This is a genomic window from Azospirillum brasilense, from assembly GCF_001315015.1.
GTDB classification, from domain to species: Bacteria; Pseudomonadota; Alphaproteobacteria; order Azospirillales; family Azospirillaceae; genus Azospirillum; species Azospirillum brasilense.
On the sequence record NZ_CP012914.1, the window covers coordinates 2,825,001 to 2,841,761 of the forward strand.

The following is a 16,761-nucleotide window of genomic DNA, read 5'->3' on the forward strand; positions in this document are numbered from 1 at the left end:
GAGCTGCGCTGCATGCAGCAGTTCGCGGCCGGGGTGCTGACCCAGCTGTCCGCCTTCCTGCGGGTGAAGCCCGACGCCATCCTGTGCGCCCAGCGCGGCGCCACCGGCCGGCCGCTGCCCGACGGCGCCTTCTACGTGCTGGCCGGGGCTGGCTGCTACGCCGAGGCGGCTGGGCAGACCGCGTCGCCGACCGGAGCGGTGATCCCGCCGGCCCTCGCCGATCGCATCACCGATGCCTTCCGCAGCCGCCGCAGCCATTACGGCGCCAACGAGACGACCCTGTTCATCCGCGTGCCGGACGGGCACGAGGTGGCGGCGTGGATTCACACCGACCGGCCTCTGGACGAGGTGGACCGCGGGCTGGTCGAGGTGTTTGCCTCCAAGATCGCCCTCAGCTTCGCCAATGTCAGCCTGTATGAGCGGCTGCGCGAGGCCAACGAGACGCTGGAGGCCCGCGTCGCCGAACGCACCCGCGCGCTGGAGGCGGCGAACGCCAAGTTGGAGCGGCTGGCCACCGTCGATCCGCTGACCGCCGTGTGGAACCGCCGGCATTTCCTGGACCTCGCCGCGGCGGAGCTGGGACGGGCGCATCGGCACGGGCGGCGGCTGAGCGTCATCCTGCTCGACCTCGACAATTTCAAGGCGGTCAACGACGGCCACGGCCACGCCGCCGGAGACGAGGCGCTGCGCACGGTGGTGGTCCGCGCCCGCGAGGCCCTGCGCACCTCCGACCAACTCGCCCGCTTCGGCGGGGAGGAGTTCGTCGCCCTGCTGCCCGAGACCGACCTCGCCGGGGCGCGCATCGTGGCCGAGCGGGTGCGCGCCGCCATCGCCGGAAGCCCGGTGGTGACCGACGGCCGGGCCATCCCCATCACCGCCAGCCTGGGCGTGGCCGAGTGGAACACGGCGGAGGCCTCCATCGAACTGACCCTGCGCCGCGCAGACGCCGCGCTCTACGAGGCCAAGCTGGCCGGACGGGACCGCGTGTGCGTGGCCGACGAGCCGAAGACGCCGGCCGCTTCCTGATCCGCCGCCGCGATACCGGGTGCGAAGCCGAGCGCGGTTCGCAACAAAGGAACCGTCTGCTTGCGGTTCTCATGTCGGCCGCAACCAGCCCTCGTACAGAAAATTCCCCGACCTTGAACAAAGTTTGCAAACTTCAGCCGCCCTGCACTTCGGCGTTGCAGGATCTGGAGGCGTGGATTACCGCTCATCCGTTCTCGACACCATGAGACGGCGAAAGCGGTGAGCGGACTCCAAGCCGATCCCGCTGCGGTACTTCTCCGGGGGCTCAGGGTCTCAGCCATGTGGAACGATTATGGTCAGGCGCTGTTCCTGGCGCTTGCCTTGGCCGGGTTGGGGTTCGGCATCGGCAAGGCGGCGGTTCTGCTGGGCGAGCGCGCGATCGAGCGGCGGCTCGGCACCGGCAACCTGCGCGACATCATCGCCCGCCGCGCCAAGCTGGAAGCCGGGTTCGAAGCGCGCAGGACGCAGCGCGTCGCCGACCTGCGCAAAGCCGAAGAAGAGGTCAGCGAGGCTCTGCGCCGCCGTCAGGCGCTGGAGCGGCGCCTGCGCGACCTTCAGCACCGCGGCGACGACTTACTGCGGCTGATCGGCGAGGAGGTCGCCGGCACCCCCTGCTACATCGCGCAGGTCGCGAACAAATACATCGGCAGCGGCGCCAACCAGCAGGCGCACCACGCCTTCATCGACTCCGGCTGGGCGAAACCGCAGACGGTCGAAGTGTGGGCGCGTACCATGCCGGTGGCCCGCACCGAGATCGAACGGCGCTATCCGCCCGCCTTCGGCTATGTGGTGCTGAGGATTCAGGAGGCGCCGCAAGGCTCTCCGATCACGGCCGGCGGGGCGGGAGCCGGCCACGGCGGTTCCGGCTCGGACGACGCTCTTCCCCTGGCAAAAGCAAGCTGAGGACGCCGTGGGTCACCCATCGCTCCCATATCTCTTCTCCGCGCTGGTCGGCGTGGCGACGCTGGCGGTCTCGCTCCTGTCGGCACGGCGGCAGCTCCGGACGGCGGAGGAGCGCATCGCCAGCGCCGCAGCCCGCCGGCAGGCCCAGGTGGAGCGCCTCAAACGCCTCGCCCGCGCCACGCTGGACCAAGCGCGGGAGCTGCGCACGGCGCGGCGTCGCAAGGCACCCATCGACCTGGCCTGCGAGGATCTGGAGCAGCGTCTGGCGGCGGCGGGCGCGGCAGACCGGCGGGTCTATGTCCTCGATGACCGGCGGACCCCGGCGGATGCCGGATGGGTGGTGACGGTGGCTCACGCCGGCTATGGCACGCGCGTCACCGGCGGCCTGGAGAAGACGGCCCTGGAGCGCTGGAAGAGGGGCCGTCGCTTTCTGGTCTGGGGACTGGACGAGACGAAGGCGCGGGAGAAGACCAACGCCCGCTATCCCGAGCACAAGGGCTTCTCCGTTCTTTCGGTGAAGCCTTACCTCGATTGACGACACGGACGGATAGGCTTCCCCGTTTGGGGGAGCCCCGGCGGTGGTCATCTGCCGGACGGACGGTTGCTGTCACCTCTTTTCGCTACCATGTCCTTCACAGTTGCGTCATTCTGCTCGGGTCAAGCGGAGGAGTCATGATGGATCTCGATCTGGTCGTGCTCGTTGGAGCGATGGCTGCGGCCCTCGCCGGCCTCGCTGCCGCCCGCCCGGCCATGAAGCCGGTGCGCGTGCGCAGCCGGAACCGCCGTCGGCGCTGACCACCCGGCGCCGCGCCATTCGGTGCGGTTCACGGCGCTGCGGTCAGGCGGCGGCTCGGCCCCGGAGACGCTCCGGGGCTGCCGTCAGCGGTCCAGATTCCGGATCGCGCGGTTGAGTTCGTACTCTTTGGAAGCCACGTGCGCTTCCAGGTTTCCCACGCGCTTTTCAAAATCACGGAAGCGTTGCGTCAAGCCGGCCAGGGTGCGGTCGGGCTTGATCGACACGCCGCGCCAGAAGGCCTCCTCCTCCGGGTTGCGGTAGACCGCCGGCGGCTTGACCGGCAGGATCAGCACCGCGAGCACGTAGGCGAGAATCACCGGCGGCATGAAGAAGAACAAGCCCAGCACCAGGGCCAGCCGCACCAATCCGGGCCGGAACCCGAAATAATCGGCGATGCCGGCGCACACGCCCCCCACCACGCCACGCTGCGGATCGCGGTAGAGCCGGTGCGGGTTGGGCGAGTCGTAGGGCGAAGAACGGTCCATCGTCGGGCTCCCGTCAGGTCGGAATGAGTGCGGAATGCGGCCGGCTCACAGCTTGTCGCGCCAATTGGGCGACTCCGCGTCGAGCACCCGTTCCAGCGCGTGGATGCGGCCTTCCAGGCGGTTCGAGATGTCCCACAGCTCGGCCAGAAGCTGCTCGTCCTGGGCCGACAGACCGCGCTGCCCACGCCATTTGGTGATGTAGTGGAAGATGATCCAAAGCGGTGCCACCACGGTCATGAAGAGCGCCGCGAGGACGAAGCTGAAACCGCTCATCGGGGGACGGCCTTTCTTGTTGTTCAGGGAAACCCCTCCCCCGCGAAGCGGCGGGAGAGGGGACTCAGCGCCCGCGTCGGTGTCGACGCCGGTGTGGGATCAGCTTCCCCGGCGCGCGGCGACGCGGGCCTTCAGCGCGGCCAGCTCGTCCTGGACCTTCTTGTCGGCCTCCAGCTCCGCGATCTCCTCGGTCAGCGTCTTGGTGCGGCCCACGTCGTAGGCCTCCACGCGGCCCTCCAGCTCGTCGAGGTTGCGCTCCACCTGCTCGAAGCGGGAGAAGGCGTCGTTGATCCGCTCGTCGTGCAGGGTGGAGCGGACACGCACGCGGTTGGCCGCCGTCTTGGTGCGGGCGACCAGTGCCTTCTCGCGGTTCTTGGCGTCGGTCAGCTTGGCCTGGAGGCGGCCGATGTCCTCGTTGGACTTGGACAGGGCCTCCTCGACCTGGGCGAGCTGGGCGGTCAGGACGTCGGCCTCCTCGGCGGCGCGCGACTTGGCCAGCAGCGCCTGCTTGGCGAGGTCCTCGCGGTCGTGGGTCAGCGCGGTCTCGGCCTTGCGGTCCCAGGAGTCGCGCTCGCGGTGCAGGTCGGCGATGCGGCGCTCGATCTCCTTGCGCTCGGCGATGATCTTCACCGTGGAGGAGCGCACCTCGACCAGCGTGTCCTCCATCTCCTGGATGATCAGACGGATCAGCTTCTCCGGGTCCTCCGCGCGGTCGAGCAGGGAGTTGAGGTTGGACTGCACGATGTCGGTCAGGCGCGAAAAGATGCTCATGGGGATGTGTCCGTTCTTGGTCGCTTTGGGTCGGGCGTTGGTTACGTCAGCCGAGGATCGTGGCGATCAGCAGGCCGGCGGCGAAGAACGCCCAGCTCTCGGTGGGGCGGCTGGTCAGGTAGGTCCGGATGCGCGCGGCCAGCGGACGGGCCTCGCGGGTGTAGCGGCGGTGGTAGTCGCTGTAGTGGCTCATGCGGGTCTCCTTGTTTGGTCCCCTTCTTCGCAATGGCCGTGCCAAAGCCGGAAATTCCCGCAAAGCCTTGGATTTTCTGAAGCGGGCGGACGGCGGCCGGGCTTGGGTCGTCGCCCTTTCCGCGATAGTATGAAGAAATTCGCCAACTCTTCGTCCTTTTGACCATGCAGCCCAATCCGCCCTCTCTGCTCGGGGAATCCCCGGCCTTCCACGCGGTCCTCACCCACGTCTCCCGCGTGGCGCCGCTGGAGCGTCCCCTGCTGGTCATCGGGGAGCGTGGAACCGGCAAGGAGTTGATAGCCGCCCGTCTGCACTATCTGTCCCGCCGCTGGGACCGCCCTTTCGTGAAGGTGAACTGCGCCGCGCTGACCGAGAGCCTTCTCGATTCCGAGCTGTTCGGGCACGAGGCCGGGGCCTTCACCGGGGCGATCCGGCGGCAGATCGGGCGGGTGGAGCAGGCCGACGGCGGCACGTTGTTCCTGGACGAGATCGCCACGGCCAGCGCCGCCGTTCAGGAAAAGCTGCTGCGCGCCGTGGAGTATGGCGAGATCGAGCGGGTCGGCGGGCGGACCCAGACCGTCGATGTGCGGGTGATCGGGGCGACCAACGCCGACCTGCCGACGCTCGCCGAGACCGGGCGGTTCCGCGCCGACCTGCTGGACCGGCTGGCCTTCGACGTGGTGACCCTGCCGCCGCTGCGCGCCCGGCGCGAGGACATCCCCGTGCTCGCCGAGCATTTCGCGCTGGGCATGGTGCGGGAGTTGGAGCGGGCGCTGTTCCCCGGCTTCGCCCCGCGGGCGCTGGAGCAGCTTCTGGACCATGGCTGGCCGGGCAACGTGCGCGAGCTGCGCAACGCGGTGGAGCGCTCCGTCGCCGCGTCCGACCCGGAGGGGCTGGTGGAGGAAATCCTGCTCGACCCCTTCGCCTCCGCCTGGCGGCCGGCCGCGCCGGCGGTGTCCGCCCCGTCACCGGTCGCGGAGGCGCCGCCGCCCGTTGCCGCCAGAGACTTCCAGGAGCAGGTGCGGCGCTTCGAGTCCGGCTTGCTGGAAACGGCGCTGGAGCGCCACCGCTTCAACCAGCGCCAGACCGCCGAGGCGCTGGGGCTCGGCTACCACCAGCTTCGCGGGCTGCTGAAGAAGCACGGGCTGATCGGCAAGCCCGCGTAGGGAGCGGCTATTTCTTCTCCAGCAGCAGCGTGCCCTTGCTCTGCAGCCGGTCCTTGACCTTGTTGGCCAGCAGGCCGAGCGCCCAGGGAAGCTGCACCTCCACGGTGACGTTGTCGTCCTGCACGTCGATGAAGCCGGTGACGGTCTGGGCCATCGCCACCACGCGGAAATCCACGCGGTCGTCGGTCCAATGGTCGTCCATGCTGCTGGCGACCGCGGCGAGGTGGGAGCGGGCCTGCCCCACCCCCTCCGCCACGCGTCGCTTCGCCTCGTCCCGGCCGAGCTTGTGGGGAATGGAAACGGTCAGGGGCTTCGACATGAACAGGCTCTCCGCTGCGTCAACGCTTATTCATGGCAAACAACAGTCCGCGGCGGCTTTTCTTCCACCCCCGTCATCCATCTGCAACGGTGCTAAGACAAATCTTATCTCTTTCGAGGGCGCTCTTTCGTCGCAACGGGGCGGCGGCGTATAGCTTTCCATCACAGATTACATCGGGCATGGATTTCTTGGGGGCCGCGACCGCGCCGTGAGCAACGATCGACCGGGCGAACTCTTTGCGGGGCCGCGCCCCATCCAGACGCGGGGCGAGGAACCGGCGTTGCGCCCGCGCCTGCCCAAACGCGCGCCCAAGCCGGAAAAGCCCGCCAAGCCCGAGAAACCCAAGGCCGAGAAGCCGCGCAAGCCCGCTCCCCCGCCACGGAAAGCCGCTCCGAAACCGGCCAGAGGCGGCGGCGGGCGGCGGACGATCCTCGGCACGCTGGTCTATGCCGGGATGGTCGCCGGGGTGTGGTGCGGCATCGCGCTGGGGGCGGTGCTGGCCTGGTTCGCGCTGGACCTGCCGGACATCTCCAAGGTGGCGCAGTTCGAACGGCGCGCCTCGGTCACCGTGCTGGCGGCTGACGGAGCAGAGTTTGCGCGCTTCGGCGACCTGCACGGCACGACGCTGGGCGTGCGCGACCTGCCGCCGCATCTCATCAACGCCGTGCTGGCCATCGAGGACCGGCGCTTCTATTCGCATTTCGGCGTCGATCCCATCGGTCTGGGCCGCGCGCTCTACGTCAACTGGCGGTCCGGGCGCTCGGCGCAGGGCGGCTCCACCATCACCCAGCAGCTCGCCAAGAACCTCTTTCTGACGCCCGAGAAGTCGCTGAAGCGCAAGATCCAGGAAGCCATGCTGGCGCTGTGGCTGGAGCACCGCTTCACCAAGGACCAGATCCTCACCGCCTATCTGAACCGCGTCTATCTGGGGGCGGGCACCTTCGGCGTGGACGCGGCGGCGCGCACCTATTTCGGCAAGCCGGCGACCCAGCTCGACCTGCGGGAATCGGCGATCATCGCCGGCCTGCTGAAGGCGCCCTCGCGCTACGCCCCATCCTCCAACCCGGACGAGGCGGCGGAGCGGTCGCGCGTCGTGATGGGCGCCATGGTGGACGCCGGCTTCATCACCGCGCCGGAGCTGGAGGCAGCGCGCAACGCCCCGCCGTCGACCAAGCGCAAGCCGGGCGGCGACGGCCGCTATTTCGCCGATTGGGTGACGGAGCTGGTCTCGGCCTTCGTCGGCTCCGGCCACGGCGACGTGGTGGTCCGCACGACGCTGGACCTCAAGCTGCAGCGCGCGGCGGAGCAGCGGCTGGAGGAGATCCTGTCCGGCCCCGGTGCCGCCGCCAACGCCCGCCAGGGCGCCCTGGTCGCCATGACCACCGACGGCGCGGTGCGCGCCCTGGTCGGCGGGCGGGACTACGACAACAGCGAGTTCAACCGCGCCACCCAGGCGATGCGCCAGCCCGGTTCTGCCTTCAAGCCCTTCGTCTATCTGGCGGCGCTGGAGGCCGGCTGGTCGCCCGACAGCCCGGTCGAGGACGCCCCGGTCCGCATCGGCACCTGGAGCCCCGGCAACTACGACGGCAAGTTCCGCGGCACCATCACCATGGCCAACGCGCTGGCCCATTCGTCCAACACCGCGACCGTGCGCATCATCGACCGCATCGGGGTGGAGCGGGTGCGCCGGGTGGCGGCGGGTCTGGGCATCAACTCGCCGCTGGGCAAGGACCTGTCGCTGGCGCTCGGCACCAGCGAGGTCAACCTGCTGGAGCTGACCCGCGGCTACGCCGGCATCGCCAACCGCGGCGCCCCGGTCTGGCCCTACGCCATCACCGAGATCAGGGACCGCGACGGCAACCTCCTGTACCGGCGGCAGGCCGGCGGCTCCGCCCCGGTGGTCGACCCGGCGCACGCGGTGCAGCTCACCCGCATGATGACCGGCGTCATCGAGTACGGCACCGGCAAGTCGGCGAAGCTCGACCGCCCGGCGGCGGCCAAGTCGGGCACCACCCAGGATTACCGCGACGCCTGGTTCGTCGGCTTCACCGCCGACCTCGTGGCCGGGGTGTGGCTGGGCAACGACAACAACGCCGAGATGAAGCGGGTCACCGGCGGCTCGCTGCCGGCCAAGCTGTGGCAGGGCTTCATGCTGGACGCCCACGCCGGACGCCCGCCCCGCCCCCTGCCGGGGATGGAGGGCGCCCCCGCCTATGTCGCGTCCGGCATCGCGGAGCCCGCCCGCGCCACCCCGGCGGCGGCACCCGCGCGCGGGTCGTCGGGCGGCGTGGCAGGCGGCATCGGCTCGCTGATCGAAAGCCTGACCGGCAAGGGCAGCGCGCCGCAGGTGCAGTACGACTACGGCAATCCGGTGCGGTGACGGGGGAGCGCATTGCCCCCACCCCGGCCCTCCCCCGCTGTCGCAGGGGAGGGAGATTCAGTCCCCTCCCCTGCGAAGCGGGGGAGGGTTAGGGAGGGGGCAACTTCGGCAACGACTCAGCCCCCCAGATACCCCAGCACGCCCTTCCCCACCCGCGCGCCCATGGCGAAGCAGCCCTGGAGGAGGTAGCCGCCGGTCGGCGCCTCCCAATCCAGCATCTCCCCGGCGACGAAGGTCCCCGGCAAGCGGGTCAGCATCAGAGAATCGTCCAGCTCCCCCAGCCGGACGCCGCCGGCGGTGGAGATGGCGCGCTCGATGGGCCGCACCCCGGTCAGCACCATCGACAGGCCCTTGATCTGGCGGGCCAGCGCCGCCGGGTCGGACAGCTCCGACGCCGGAGTGAATTCGCGCAGCAGGGCGGCGCGCGGGCCGGTCAGCGACAGAGACTTCTTCAGGAAGGTGGACAGCGACTCCGCGCCGCGGCGGCGCAGCCGTTTGGCGATCGCCGACTCCGGCAGGTCCGGCATCAGGTCGATGGTTAGGGCGGCCCAACCCTCGCGCTCGATGGCGTCGCGCAAAGGGGCGCTCAGCGCGTAGACGGCGCCGCCCTCGATGCCGGTCTCGGTGATGACGAACTCGCCCTTCAGCCGGCGGTCGCCGAAGGCGAGGCCGACGCTCTTGACCGGCTGGCCGGCGAAGCGTTCGCGCAGGTGATCGGACCAGGGCACCTCGAAGCCCATGTTGGACGGGCGCAACGGCGCGATGTCCACCCCGCGCGCGGCGAGAAGCTCCGTCCAGACGCCGTCGGAGCCGGTGCGCGGCCAGCTCGCCCCGCCCAGCGCCAGCAGGGTGGCGCGCGGGGCGACGGTGGTCTCGCTGCCGTCGCCGCGCTGGACGCGCAGCGCGCCGGACGCGTCCCAACCGAGCCAGCGGTGGCGGGTGTGCAGGGTGACGCCCAGCCCCTCCAGCCGGCGCAGCCACGCGCGGACCAGGGTGGAGGCCTTCATCTGCACCGGAAAGACGCGCCCGCTGGAGCCGACGAAGGTCTCGATCCCGAGCCCCGCCGCCCAATCGCACAGGTCCGCCGGGGAGAAGCCGGCCAGCAGCTCGGCGAACAGGGGGGCTTGCGTGCCGTAGCGGGCGGTGAAGGCGTCCAGCGCTTCGGAATGGGTCAGGTTCAGCCCGCCGCGCCCGGCCAGCAGCAGCTTGCGCGCCGGGGTGGGCATCCGTTCATAGACGGCGACCGAGCGGCCCGCCGCGGCGATGACCTCCGCCGCCATCAGCCCGGCCGGGCCGGCGCCGATGATCGCAACATCGGGAGAAAAGGCATCGGGAGAAGAAACAGTGTCAGGGGCGTCGGTCATCGGGTCCCCCGAGGGGTGAAGGATGTCGACCGGTCCCGTCCGCACCGCCTTCGCCAAAGGAAAAGGCAGCGTCGGACGGGACCGGGGCACTCAAGAAGCGGGAATCGGCGGCGCGGGACCGGATCAGTCCGCGTCGTCCTCCTGGGCCACCTCGTCGGCAAGGTCGTTGGCCATGTCGGCGAAATAGCCCGCGTCCACCTCCAGCCCGTTTTCCTCGCAGATCCGCATGAAGATGCGGTAGGCGTGCAGGATCGCGACGTCGAGAACGGCGAGGTCGCCCTCCTCGCTGTGCTTGTCGGTGACGCCACGCTCCTGGAGCGTGCCGACGATGTCGTGAGAGGCGGCCTGAAGCACCGCTTCCATAGCTTGTTTGTGCAGAGTCGACATCGCGGGGGTCCTCTTTCTCAAGTGGTCGTCTGCCGTCGGGCGCGGCGCGTTCATTGCCGGCCCGTGGTAGAAAACCCCTCTTAGCAGCTTCGGGTTCTCGCCGCAGCGATCATCGCGCGCCGTCCTTTGCATGGCTCTGCAGATAGGTCAGCAGCAGGCGGCCCTCCTCCTCGTTCAGCCGGGTCAGCCGCTTCATGGCGTTCATCTTTCCGATCCAGGCGTTCGCGTCGAAGTCGGCCGGCGGGTGCAGCGTGTGGCAGAGCGAGCAGTTGGCGTCGTAGACCCGCGCCCCGTAGTCCCACAGCGCGCCGAGCGTCGCCACATAACCGCCGGCCCCGGTCCAGGCGGTCAGGCGGACCTCCGTCCATTCCTGTTCGGTCTCGGGATCGGTGACGGTGCGCAGCGCAGCCGTCTGGCCCGCCACCGCCGCGTTCAGCTTGACCGTGGTGATGCGCTTGCCCGGCTGGGCGTAGAGCGTCTGGGTGGAGCTGCCGCGCTGCCAGCCGGTGATCTCCACCTTCAGGGCGTCGCCCTCCGCCGCCAGGACCTTGACCGGGGTCGCCGCGGCGATCTCGCCGTCCCCGGCGCTCCCAGGGGTCGGCGGCGCGCCGTACAAAGCGAGGCTGGTCAGGGCGTAGGCGGTGTCGCCGGGCTTGAGGGCCAGCGCCTTCGCCTGATCCGACAGGCCGGCGAAGAGTTGGCGATGGCCGGCGGTGACGTCGGGGAAGCTGTGGGCGATGCCCTTATGGCAGTCGATGCAGGTCTTGCCGGCCTTCTCCGCCCCTTCCATGGCGCTGGCCGCCTTCGGCGTCTGCTTGTGGAAGTCCATGGCGCCGAAGGAATGGCAGTTGCGGCATTCCTGGCTGTCGGTGGCGCGCATGCGGTCCCATTCGCGGCGCGCCAGCGTGTGGCGCTTGGCCTCGAACTTCTCCTTGGTGTCGATGGAGCCGATGAGCCAGTGGTACAGCTCGCCGGAGGCCTGCACCTTGCGGATCACCTTGTGCGTCCAGTCGCGCGGGACGTGGCAGTCGGCGCAGGTCGCCCTTACGCCCGAGGCGTTCTGGTAGTGCGGCGAGGACTTGTACTCGACATACACGTTGTCGCGCATCTCGTGGCAGGAGATGCAGAACTCCAGGCTGTTGGTCGCTTCCATCGCGGTGTTGAAGCCGCCCCAGCCGACCACCCCCACGACGACGCCCACCAGACCGGCCAGCGCGAGCGCCCCGAAGCCGCCCGCCGTCTTCCATCCCCACCGCATGTCGATACCCTGGACACTCTGGCAATCCTCAACCCTCTCCCCTCCGGGGAGAGGGTGCCCGCGAAGCGGGCGGTGAGGGGGTTGCGCGTTTCCGGCACGTCCGGCACAAGCGCACCCCCCTCACCCTAACCCTCTCCCCGGAGGGGAGAGGGAATACCCCCCAACCCGTCAGTCGAAGGGATGCGGCTTCGGCGTCTTGTCCGTGGACGGCGGCAGGATCGGCAGAGCGAAGCTCGGCTGGTCACCGGTCAGCGTCTTCAGGAAGGCGACGATCTTGGCGTTCTCGTCGGGCGAGAACTTCTTGCCCAACTGGATGCGGCCCATGACGTCCACGGCGTCGGACAGCGTCGCGGCCTCGCCGTCGTGGAAGTAGGGGTAGGTCAGCGCGACGTTGCGCAGCGTCGGAACCTTGAAGTTGAAGCGGTCGGCCTCCTCCTTGGTCACCGCGATGCGGCCCTCGGCGGGGTTGTTGGTCTTGTAGGGCTCGACGACGCCCATCTTCTGGAAGGTGTTGCCGCCGACGGCCGAACCGTTGTGGCAGGCGGTGCAGCCCGAGTCCTTGAACAGCTCGTAGCCTTCCAGCTCGACGGTGGTGAGGGCCTTCTTGTCGCCCTTCAGCCACTGATCGAAGCGGGAGTTCGGCGTGACCAGCGTCTCCTCGAAGGCGGCGATGGCCTTGGTCACTTCCTCGATGGTGATCGTGGTTTCACCGAAGACCTCGGCGAATTCCTTCTGGTATTCGGGGATGGAGCGCAGCACCTCGACCGCCAGGGCGTGGGTGGAGCCCATCTCGCCGGGGTTGGCGATCGGGCCGCCGGCCTGCTCCTGCAACGTCAGGGCGCGGCCGTCCCAGAACTGCGCCACGTTCAGGCTGGAGTTCAGAACGGTCGGCGAGTTGATCGGGCCCTGCTGCCAGTTGTGGCCGACGGAGGTCTTCAGGTTGTCGGTGCCGCCCATGGACAGGTTGTGGCACGAGTTGCAGGAGATGAAGCCGGACTTGGACAGCCGGGGATCGAAGTACAGCTTCTTGCCAAGTTCAACCAATCCGGGATTGGTGACCTTCGCCGGCTCGATCGGCGAAATCGGTTCGTCGGCGGCGAACGCCGGCACGCCGAAGGTGGCGACGGAGGCCGCCAGCATGGCCGCGAACGACACGGCAGCACGCATGGACATCGCACTTCTCCCTTATCGAAGTTCTAATATTTTGGCTAATGCCTTGATGCAAAATGACAGTGGCACGCCCCGCTCTGGTGATACCAGTGACAGGCGTGTCGCGCGGCAACTTGCCGCATGTCCGTACACGAATTGTGACTACTCAAAACAGTCATCGGTGCGGGCATGAAAAAGGGGCGGCGGGACAACCCGCCGCCCCATCGGGACGTCAACCGATTGATGATCTTAGGTTGTGCCTAATCGGCAGCGGCTTGGCTGGCCATGCCGCCTTGCGCGCCGGACGGCATGCCCTTCACCACCTCGTCCGCCGTGGCGCGGTGGACCTTCACGGAGCCGGTCCACTGGCCCCAGGCCTTCGGGTCGATGGTGTCGCCGTTCCTGCCCAGCGCCTTCAGCCGCTTCTGGTCCTCGTCGGTCAGCACCTGCTTGGGCAGGGAGGCCAAGCCGGCGACGTCGGCGGCGGTCATGCCCAGCATGCCGGCCACCCGGCTGCCGTAGTCGTCATGGATCAGGAAGAAGTGCCAGAGCATCCGCTCCTGGACGTCGCGTTCGCACTGGCCGAGCAGGGTGCCCATGTTCAGGACCAGATCGTCGCGCTCCCAGTCCATCATGGTGCAGTAGCGGGCGCGCGGCTGGACGTAGTCGTTGCGGCGCTCGATCACGCTGCGGGTCAGGCGGCCGTGGATCTCCGGCGGGTTGTTCGGCTCCTCCCGCTGGGCCTCGGTCAGGCCGTTGTGGATGGACGGCTCGAAATTGACGTGTGGGTTCTGCCCCGGGGCCAGATCGCGCTGGTAGGACATTTGCCCACCCGACAGGTTGGTGGCGACCGCCGCGTTCTTGGCTTGGTTGATCGGCAACTGCTGATAGTTGGGGCCGACCCGGTAGCGCTGCGTGTCGGAGTAGGAGAAGGTCCGCCCGACCAGCATCTTGTCGTCGGAGAAGTCCAGCCCGTCGACCAGGACGCCGGTGCCCATGGCGATCTGTTCGTTCTCGTTGAAGAAGTCCTCGACGTTGCGGTTCAGCGTCATCACGCCGACGTGGCGCAGCGGGAAGTCCGACTCCGGCCAGACCTTGGTGTCGTCCAGCGGGTCCCACTCAAGCTCGGGATGATCGTGATCCTCCATGACCTGGACATACAGATCCCACTGCGGGTGGTCGCCCCGGTCGATGGCCTCATAGAGGTCCTTGGAGGCGGAGCCGAGATCCTGCCCCTGCACCTTCGCCGCCTCTTCCGCCGTCAGGGAGGCGACGCCGCAGCGCGGGTGGAAGTGGTACTTGACCAACACCGTGTCGCCGTTGGCGTTCACCATCTTGTAGGTGTTCACGCCGAAGCCTTCCATGTGCCGGTAGTTGGCCGGAATCCCGCGCGGGCTGAACAGATGCGTCAGCATGTGCATGGATTCGGGCGTCTGGCTCATGAAGTCGAAGATGCGGTTCGGCTCCTGGCGGAAGGTCACCGGATCGGGCTTCAGCGAGTGGATGACGTCGGGGAACTTGATGGCGTCGCGGATGAAGAAGACCGGCAGGTTGTTGCCGACGAGATCCCAGTTGCCGTCCTCGGTGTAGAACTTCACCGCGAAGCCGCGCGGGTCGCGGGCCACCTCCGACGAATCGCGCCCGCCGATGACGGTGGAGAAGCGGATGGCCAGCGGGGTCTTCTTGCCGGCCTGCCCGAACAGCTTGGCACGGGTGTATTTGGACGCCGGCTCGTCGCCGATCTTGCCCGTCGCCTCGAATTCCCCGTAGCAGACGAAGCCGCGGGCGTGAACCACGCGCTCCGGAATGCGCTCGCGGTCGAAGTGGGAGATCTTCTCCAGGAACTGGTAGTTCTCCAGCGTCGCCGGGCCGCGCGCTCCCACGGTGCGCTGGGATTGGTTGTTGGTGATCGGGTGGCCCTGACGGTTGGTCAGAGTCTTCGATTGGTCAGCCATCGCTTTCTCCCTGAACAGCAAGCCGTGCCGGCGCACCTCTGGGGCGTCCGGTTGGGAGGTCAACGTCCCCAGTTTGGAACCGTTCCAATCCAAAACGCCGGCCGGCGGCACCCTGTCCGTCAGGGAGATGCCCAAACGGAAAAGGGCGGCCCCGAGGGACCGCCCTTTCCGCAAACGTCGTGGATGACGTGAGCTATTAGAAGCCCATGCCGCCCATGTCGTCCATGCCACCCGGCATGCCGGCCGGAGCAGCCTTCTTCTCCGGCTTCTCGGCGATCATCGCCTCGGTGGTGATCAGCAGGCCGGCGATCGAGGCCGCGTCCTGCAGGGCGGTGCGAACCACCTTCACCGGGTCGATGATGCCGGCGGCGACCAGATCGGTGAACTCACCCTTCTGGGCGTCGTAGCCGAAGTTGGCGTCGTTCTGGTCCAGCAGCTTGCCGACCACGATCGAACCGTCGGTGCCCGCGTTGTAGGCGATCTGACGGACCGGGGCCTGCAGGGCGCGGCGGATGATCTCGATGCCGACGCGCTGCTCGTCGTTGATCGGCTTCAGGGCGTCGAGGGCCTTGGTGGCGTACAGCAGGGCGGTGCCACCGCCGGCGACGACACCCTCTTCCACCGCGGCGCGGGTGGCGTGCATGGCGTCGTCAACGCGATCCTTGCGCTCCTTCACCTCGACCTCGGTGGCGCCGCCGACGCGGATGACGGCAACGCCGCCAGCCAGCTTCGCCAGACGCTCCTGCAGCTTCTCGCGGTCGTAGTCCGAGGTGGTCTCCTCGATCTGCGCCTTGATCTGGCCGATGCGGGCCTGGATGTCCTCGGCCGAGCCGGCGCCGTCGACGATGGTGGTGTTCTCCTTGGAGATCACGACCTTCTTGGCGGTGCCCAGCATGTCGATGGTGACGTTCTCGAGCTTGATGCCGAGATCCTCGGAGATGACCTGGCCGCCGGTCAGGATGGCCATGTCCTCCAGCATCGCCTTGCGGCGGTCACCGAAGCCCGGGGCCTTGACGGCGGCAACCTTCAGGCCGCCACGCAGCTTGTTCACGACCAGGGTCGCCAGGGCCTCGCCCTCGACGTCCTCGGCGATGATCAGCAGCGGACGCGAGGACTGCACGACGGCCTCGAGGACCGGCAGCAGGGCCTGCAGACCCGACAGCTTCTTCTCGTGGAGCAGGATGAACGGGCTCTCGAGGTCCGCGATCATCTTGTCGGCGTTGGTGATGAAGTACGGCGACAGGTAGCCGCGGTCGAACTGCATGCCCTCGACGACGTCCAGCTCGGTCTCGAGGCTCTTGGCCTCTTCCACCGTGATGACGCCCTCGTTGCCGACCTTCTCCATGGCCTGGGCGATCATCTTGCCGATCTCGCCTTCGCCGTTGGCGGAGATGGTGCCGACCTGGGCGATCTCGTCGTTGGTCGTGACCTTCTTGGCGCGGCCACGGATGTCGTTCACGACGGTCTCGACGGCGAGGTCGATGCCGCGCTTCAGGTCCATCGGGTTCATGCCGGCGGCCACCGACTTCACGCCCTCGCGGACGATGGCCTGGGCCAGAACGGTCGCCGTGGTGGTGCCGTCGCCGGCCAGGTCGTTCGTCTTCGACGCGACCTCACGCACCATCTGGGCGCCCATGTTCTCGAACTTGTCCGACAGCTCGATTTCCTTGGCGACCGAGACGCCGTCCTTGGTGATGCGCGGAGCGCCGAAGGACTTCTCGATCACGACGTTGCGGCCCTTCGGACCCAGCGTCACCTTCACGGCGTCGGCGAGGATGTCCACACCGCGCAGCATCTTCTCACGCGCGGCGGCGGAGAACTTAACTTCCTTGGCAGCCATTGCTCACTTCCTTGAAATTCGGGGGGTTGGATCGCTCAGCGCGGGCGGAGGCTCAGGCCTCGACGACGCCCATGATGTCGGATTCCTTCATGATGAGGAAATCCTCGCCCTCGATCTTCACCTCGGTGCCCGACCACTTGCCGAACAGGATGCGGTCGCCGGCCTTCACGTCGAGCGCAACGACCTTGCCGCTCTCGTCACGGGCGCCCGGACCCACCGCGACGACCTGGCCCTCCTGGGGCTTTTCCTTCGCGGTGTCGGGGATGATGATCCCGCCCTTGGTCTTGGTGTCGGACTCCAGACGCTTGACGACGACGCGGTCGTGCAGCGGACGGAACTTCATGGGGATGCCTCCAGGATCAAGGCTTATTGAAAGGATTGGCGCCGGGCTCGGGGCTGTTAGCACTCTCCCCCGGCGAGTGCCAGACAGCTAATCGAGCTGCGGTTTTGATTCAAGAGGGTCGTTGCGGCAATCGGTGCGATTCCTGGCAGCAGT

Annotated in this window: 18 protein-coding genes (1 of these 18 cut by a window edge); 6 read left to right on the top strand and 12 right to left on the bottom strand. The window is 68.4% G+C overall.

What is annotated here, in order from left to right; all coding sequences use genetic code 11:
* The 4 genes from AMK58_RS13115 to AMK58_RS31705 form a co-directional block, all read left to right on the top strand.
* Positions 1–1,026: the 3' portion of a diguanylate cyclase gene (locus AMK58_RS13115; RefSeq protein ID WP_035670844.1), read on the top strand. It extends 528 nt beyond the left edge of the window; the window shows 1,026 of its 1,554 coding nt (coding positions 529–1,554); the start codon falls outside the window, past its left edge; it ends in the stop codon at positions 1,024–1,026.
* A gap of 279 nt (positions 1,027–1,305) precedes the next feature.
* Complete coding sequence (locus AMK58_RS13120; protein WP_175424471.1) at positions 1,306–1,929, top strand: hypothetical protein; 624 nt, start codon at positions 1,306–1,308, stop codon at positions 1,927–1,929.
* Between the two features lie 7 nt (positions 1,930–1,936).
* A complete protein-coding gene (locus tag AMK58_RS13125; RefSeq protein WP_059398974.1) occupies positions 1,937–2,464 on the top strand; it encodes a hypothetical protein in 528 nt (175 codons plus the stop codon).
* Positions 2,465–2,601: 137 nt separating this feature from the next.
* On the top strand, positions 2,602–2,724 hold the full coding sequence (locus tag AMK58_RS31705) for a hypothetical protein (RefSeq protein WP_014239103.1): 123 nt from the start codon (positions 2,602–2,604) through the stop codon (positions 2,722–2,724).
* A gap of 84 nt (positions 2,725–2,808) precedes the next feature.
* Here AMK58_RS31705 and pspC read toward each other — a convergent pair whose 3' ends face one another.
* The 4 genes from pspC to AMK58_RS30880 all read right to left on the bottom strand — a co-directional run bounded on the left by pspC (position 2,809) and on the right by AMK58_RS30880 (position 4,447).
* Complete coding sequence (gene pspC, locus AMK58_RS13130; protein WP_035670839.1) at positions 2,809–3,210, bottom strand: envelope stress response membrane protein PspC; 402 nt, start codon at positions 3,208–3,210, stop codon at positions 2,809–2,811.
* Positions 3,211–3,255: 45 nt separating this feature from the next.
* Complete coding sequence (pspB, locus tag AMK58_RS13135) at positions 3,256–3,483, bottom strand: envelope stress response membrane protein PspB (RefSeq protein WP_014239101.1); 228 nt, start codon at positions 3,481–3,483, stop codon at positions 3,256–3,258.
* 99 nt (positions 3,484–3,582) lie between these two features.
* A complete protein-coding gene (pspA, locus tag AMK58_RS13140) occupies positions 3,583–4,254 on the bottom strand; it encodes a phage shock protein PspA (RefSeq protein WP_035670837.1) in 672 nt (223 codons plus the stop codon).
* 46 nt (positions 4,255–4,300) lie between these two features.
* A complete protein-coding gene (locus tag AMK58_RS30880) occupies positions 4,301–4,447 on the bottom strand; it encodes a hypothetical protein (protein ID WP_014239099.1) in 147 nt (48 codons plus the stop codon).
* A gap of 164 nt (positions 4,448–4,611) precedes the next feature.
* On the opposite strand from AMK58_RS30880, the gene pspF reads away from it, so the two are divergent.
* On the top strand, positions 4,612–5,613 hold the full coding sequence (gene pspF / locus AMK58_RS13145) for a phage shock protein operon transcriptional activator (RefSeq protein ID WP_035670834.1): 1,002 nt from the start codon (positions 4,612–4,614) through the stop codon (positions 5,611–5,613).
* Between the two features lie 7 nt (positions 5,614–5,620).
* On the opposite strand, the gene AMK58_RS13150 is transcribed toward pspF, so the two are convergent.
* Positions 5,621–5,932, bottom strand: coding sequence for a polyhydroxyalkanoic acid system family protein (locus AMK58_RS13150; RefSeq protein WP_035670832.1), 312 nt, complete (start codon positions 5,930–5,932; stop codon positions 5,621–5,623).
* Between the two features lie 208 nt (positions 5,933–6,140).
* Between AMK58_RS13150 and AMK58_RS13155 the strand changes: the two genes are divergently transcribed.
* A complete protein-coding gene (locus AMK58_RS13155) occupies positions 6,141–8,312 on the top strand; it encodes a transglycosylase domain-containing protein (protein WP_059398975.1) in 2,172 nt (723 codons plus the stop codon).
* 116 nt (positions 8,313–8,428) lie between these two features.
* Here AMK58_RS13155 and AMK58_RS13160 read toward each other — a convergent pair whose 3' ends face one another.
* The 7 genes from AMK58_RS13160 to groES form a co-directional block, all read right to left on the bottom strand.
* Positions 8,429–9,676: a BaiN/RdsA family NAD(P)/FAD-dependent oxidoreductase gene (locus tag AMK58_RS13160; RefSeq protein WP_035670822.1), complete on the bottom strand. Its 1,248-nt coding sequence runs from the start codon at positions 9,674–9,676 to the stop codon at positions 8,429–8,431.
* 123 nt (positions 9,677–9,799) lie between these two features.
* Positions 9,800–10,063 (bottom strand): hypothetical protein, encoded by a 264-nt coding sequence (locus tag AMK58_RS13165; RefSeq protein WP_035670820.1) that lies wholly within the window; start codon positions 10,061–10,063, stop codon positions 9,800–9,802.
* Positions 10,064–10,172: 109 nt separating this feature from the next.
* Positions 10,173–11,321 (bottom strand): NapC/NirT family cytochrome c, encoded by a 1,149-nt coding sequence (locus AMK58_RS13170; protein ID WP_059398976.1) that lies wholly within the window; start codon positions 11,319–11,321, stop codon positions 10,173–10,175.
* 168 nt (positions 11,322–11,489) lie between these two features.
* Positions 11,490–12,494 carry a cytochrome-c peroxidase gene (locus AMK58_RS13175; protein ID WP_035670817.1) on the bottom strand — a complete coding sequence of 335 codons (1,005 nt, stop codon included), beginning with the start codon at positions 12,492–12,494 and terminating at the stop codon, positions 11,490–11,492.
* 236 nt (positions 12,495–12,730) lie between these two features.
* Positions 12,731–14,425 (bottom strand): catalase, encoded by a 1,695-nt coding sequence (locus tag AMK58_RS13180; protein ID WP_035670814.1) that lies wholly within the window; start codon positions 14,423–14,425, stop codon positions 12,731–12,733.
* A gap of 196 nt (positions 14,426–14,621) precedes the next feature.
* Positions 14,622–16,265 (bottom strand): chaperonin GroEL, encoded by a 1,644-nt coding sequence (gene groL, locus AMK58_RS13185; RefSeq protein ID WP_035670811.1) that lies wholly within the window; start codon positions 16,263–16,265, stop codon positions 14,622–14,624.
* 52 nt (positions 16,266–16,317) lie between these two features.
* Entirely contained in the window at positions 16,318–16,608 is a 291-nt protein-coding gene (gene groES, locus AMK58_RS13190; RefSeq protein WP_014239088.1) for a co-chaperone GroES, read from the bottom strand.
* Positions 16,609–16,761 lie beyond the last annotated feature (153 nt).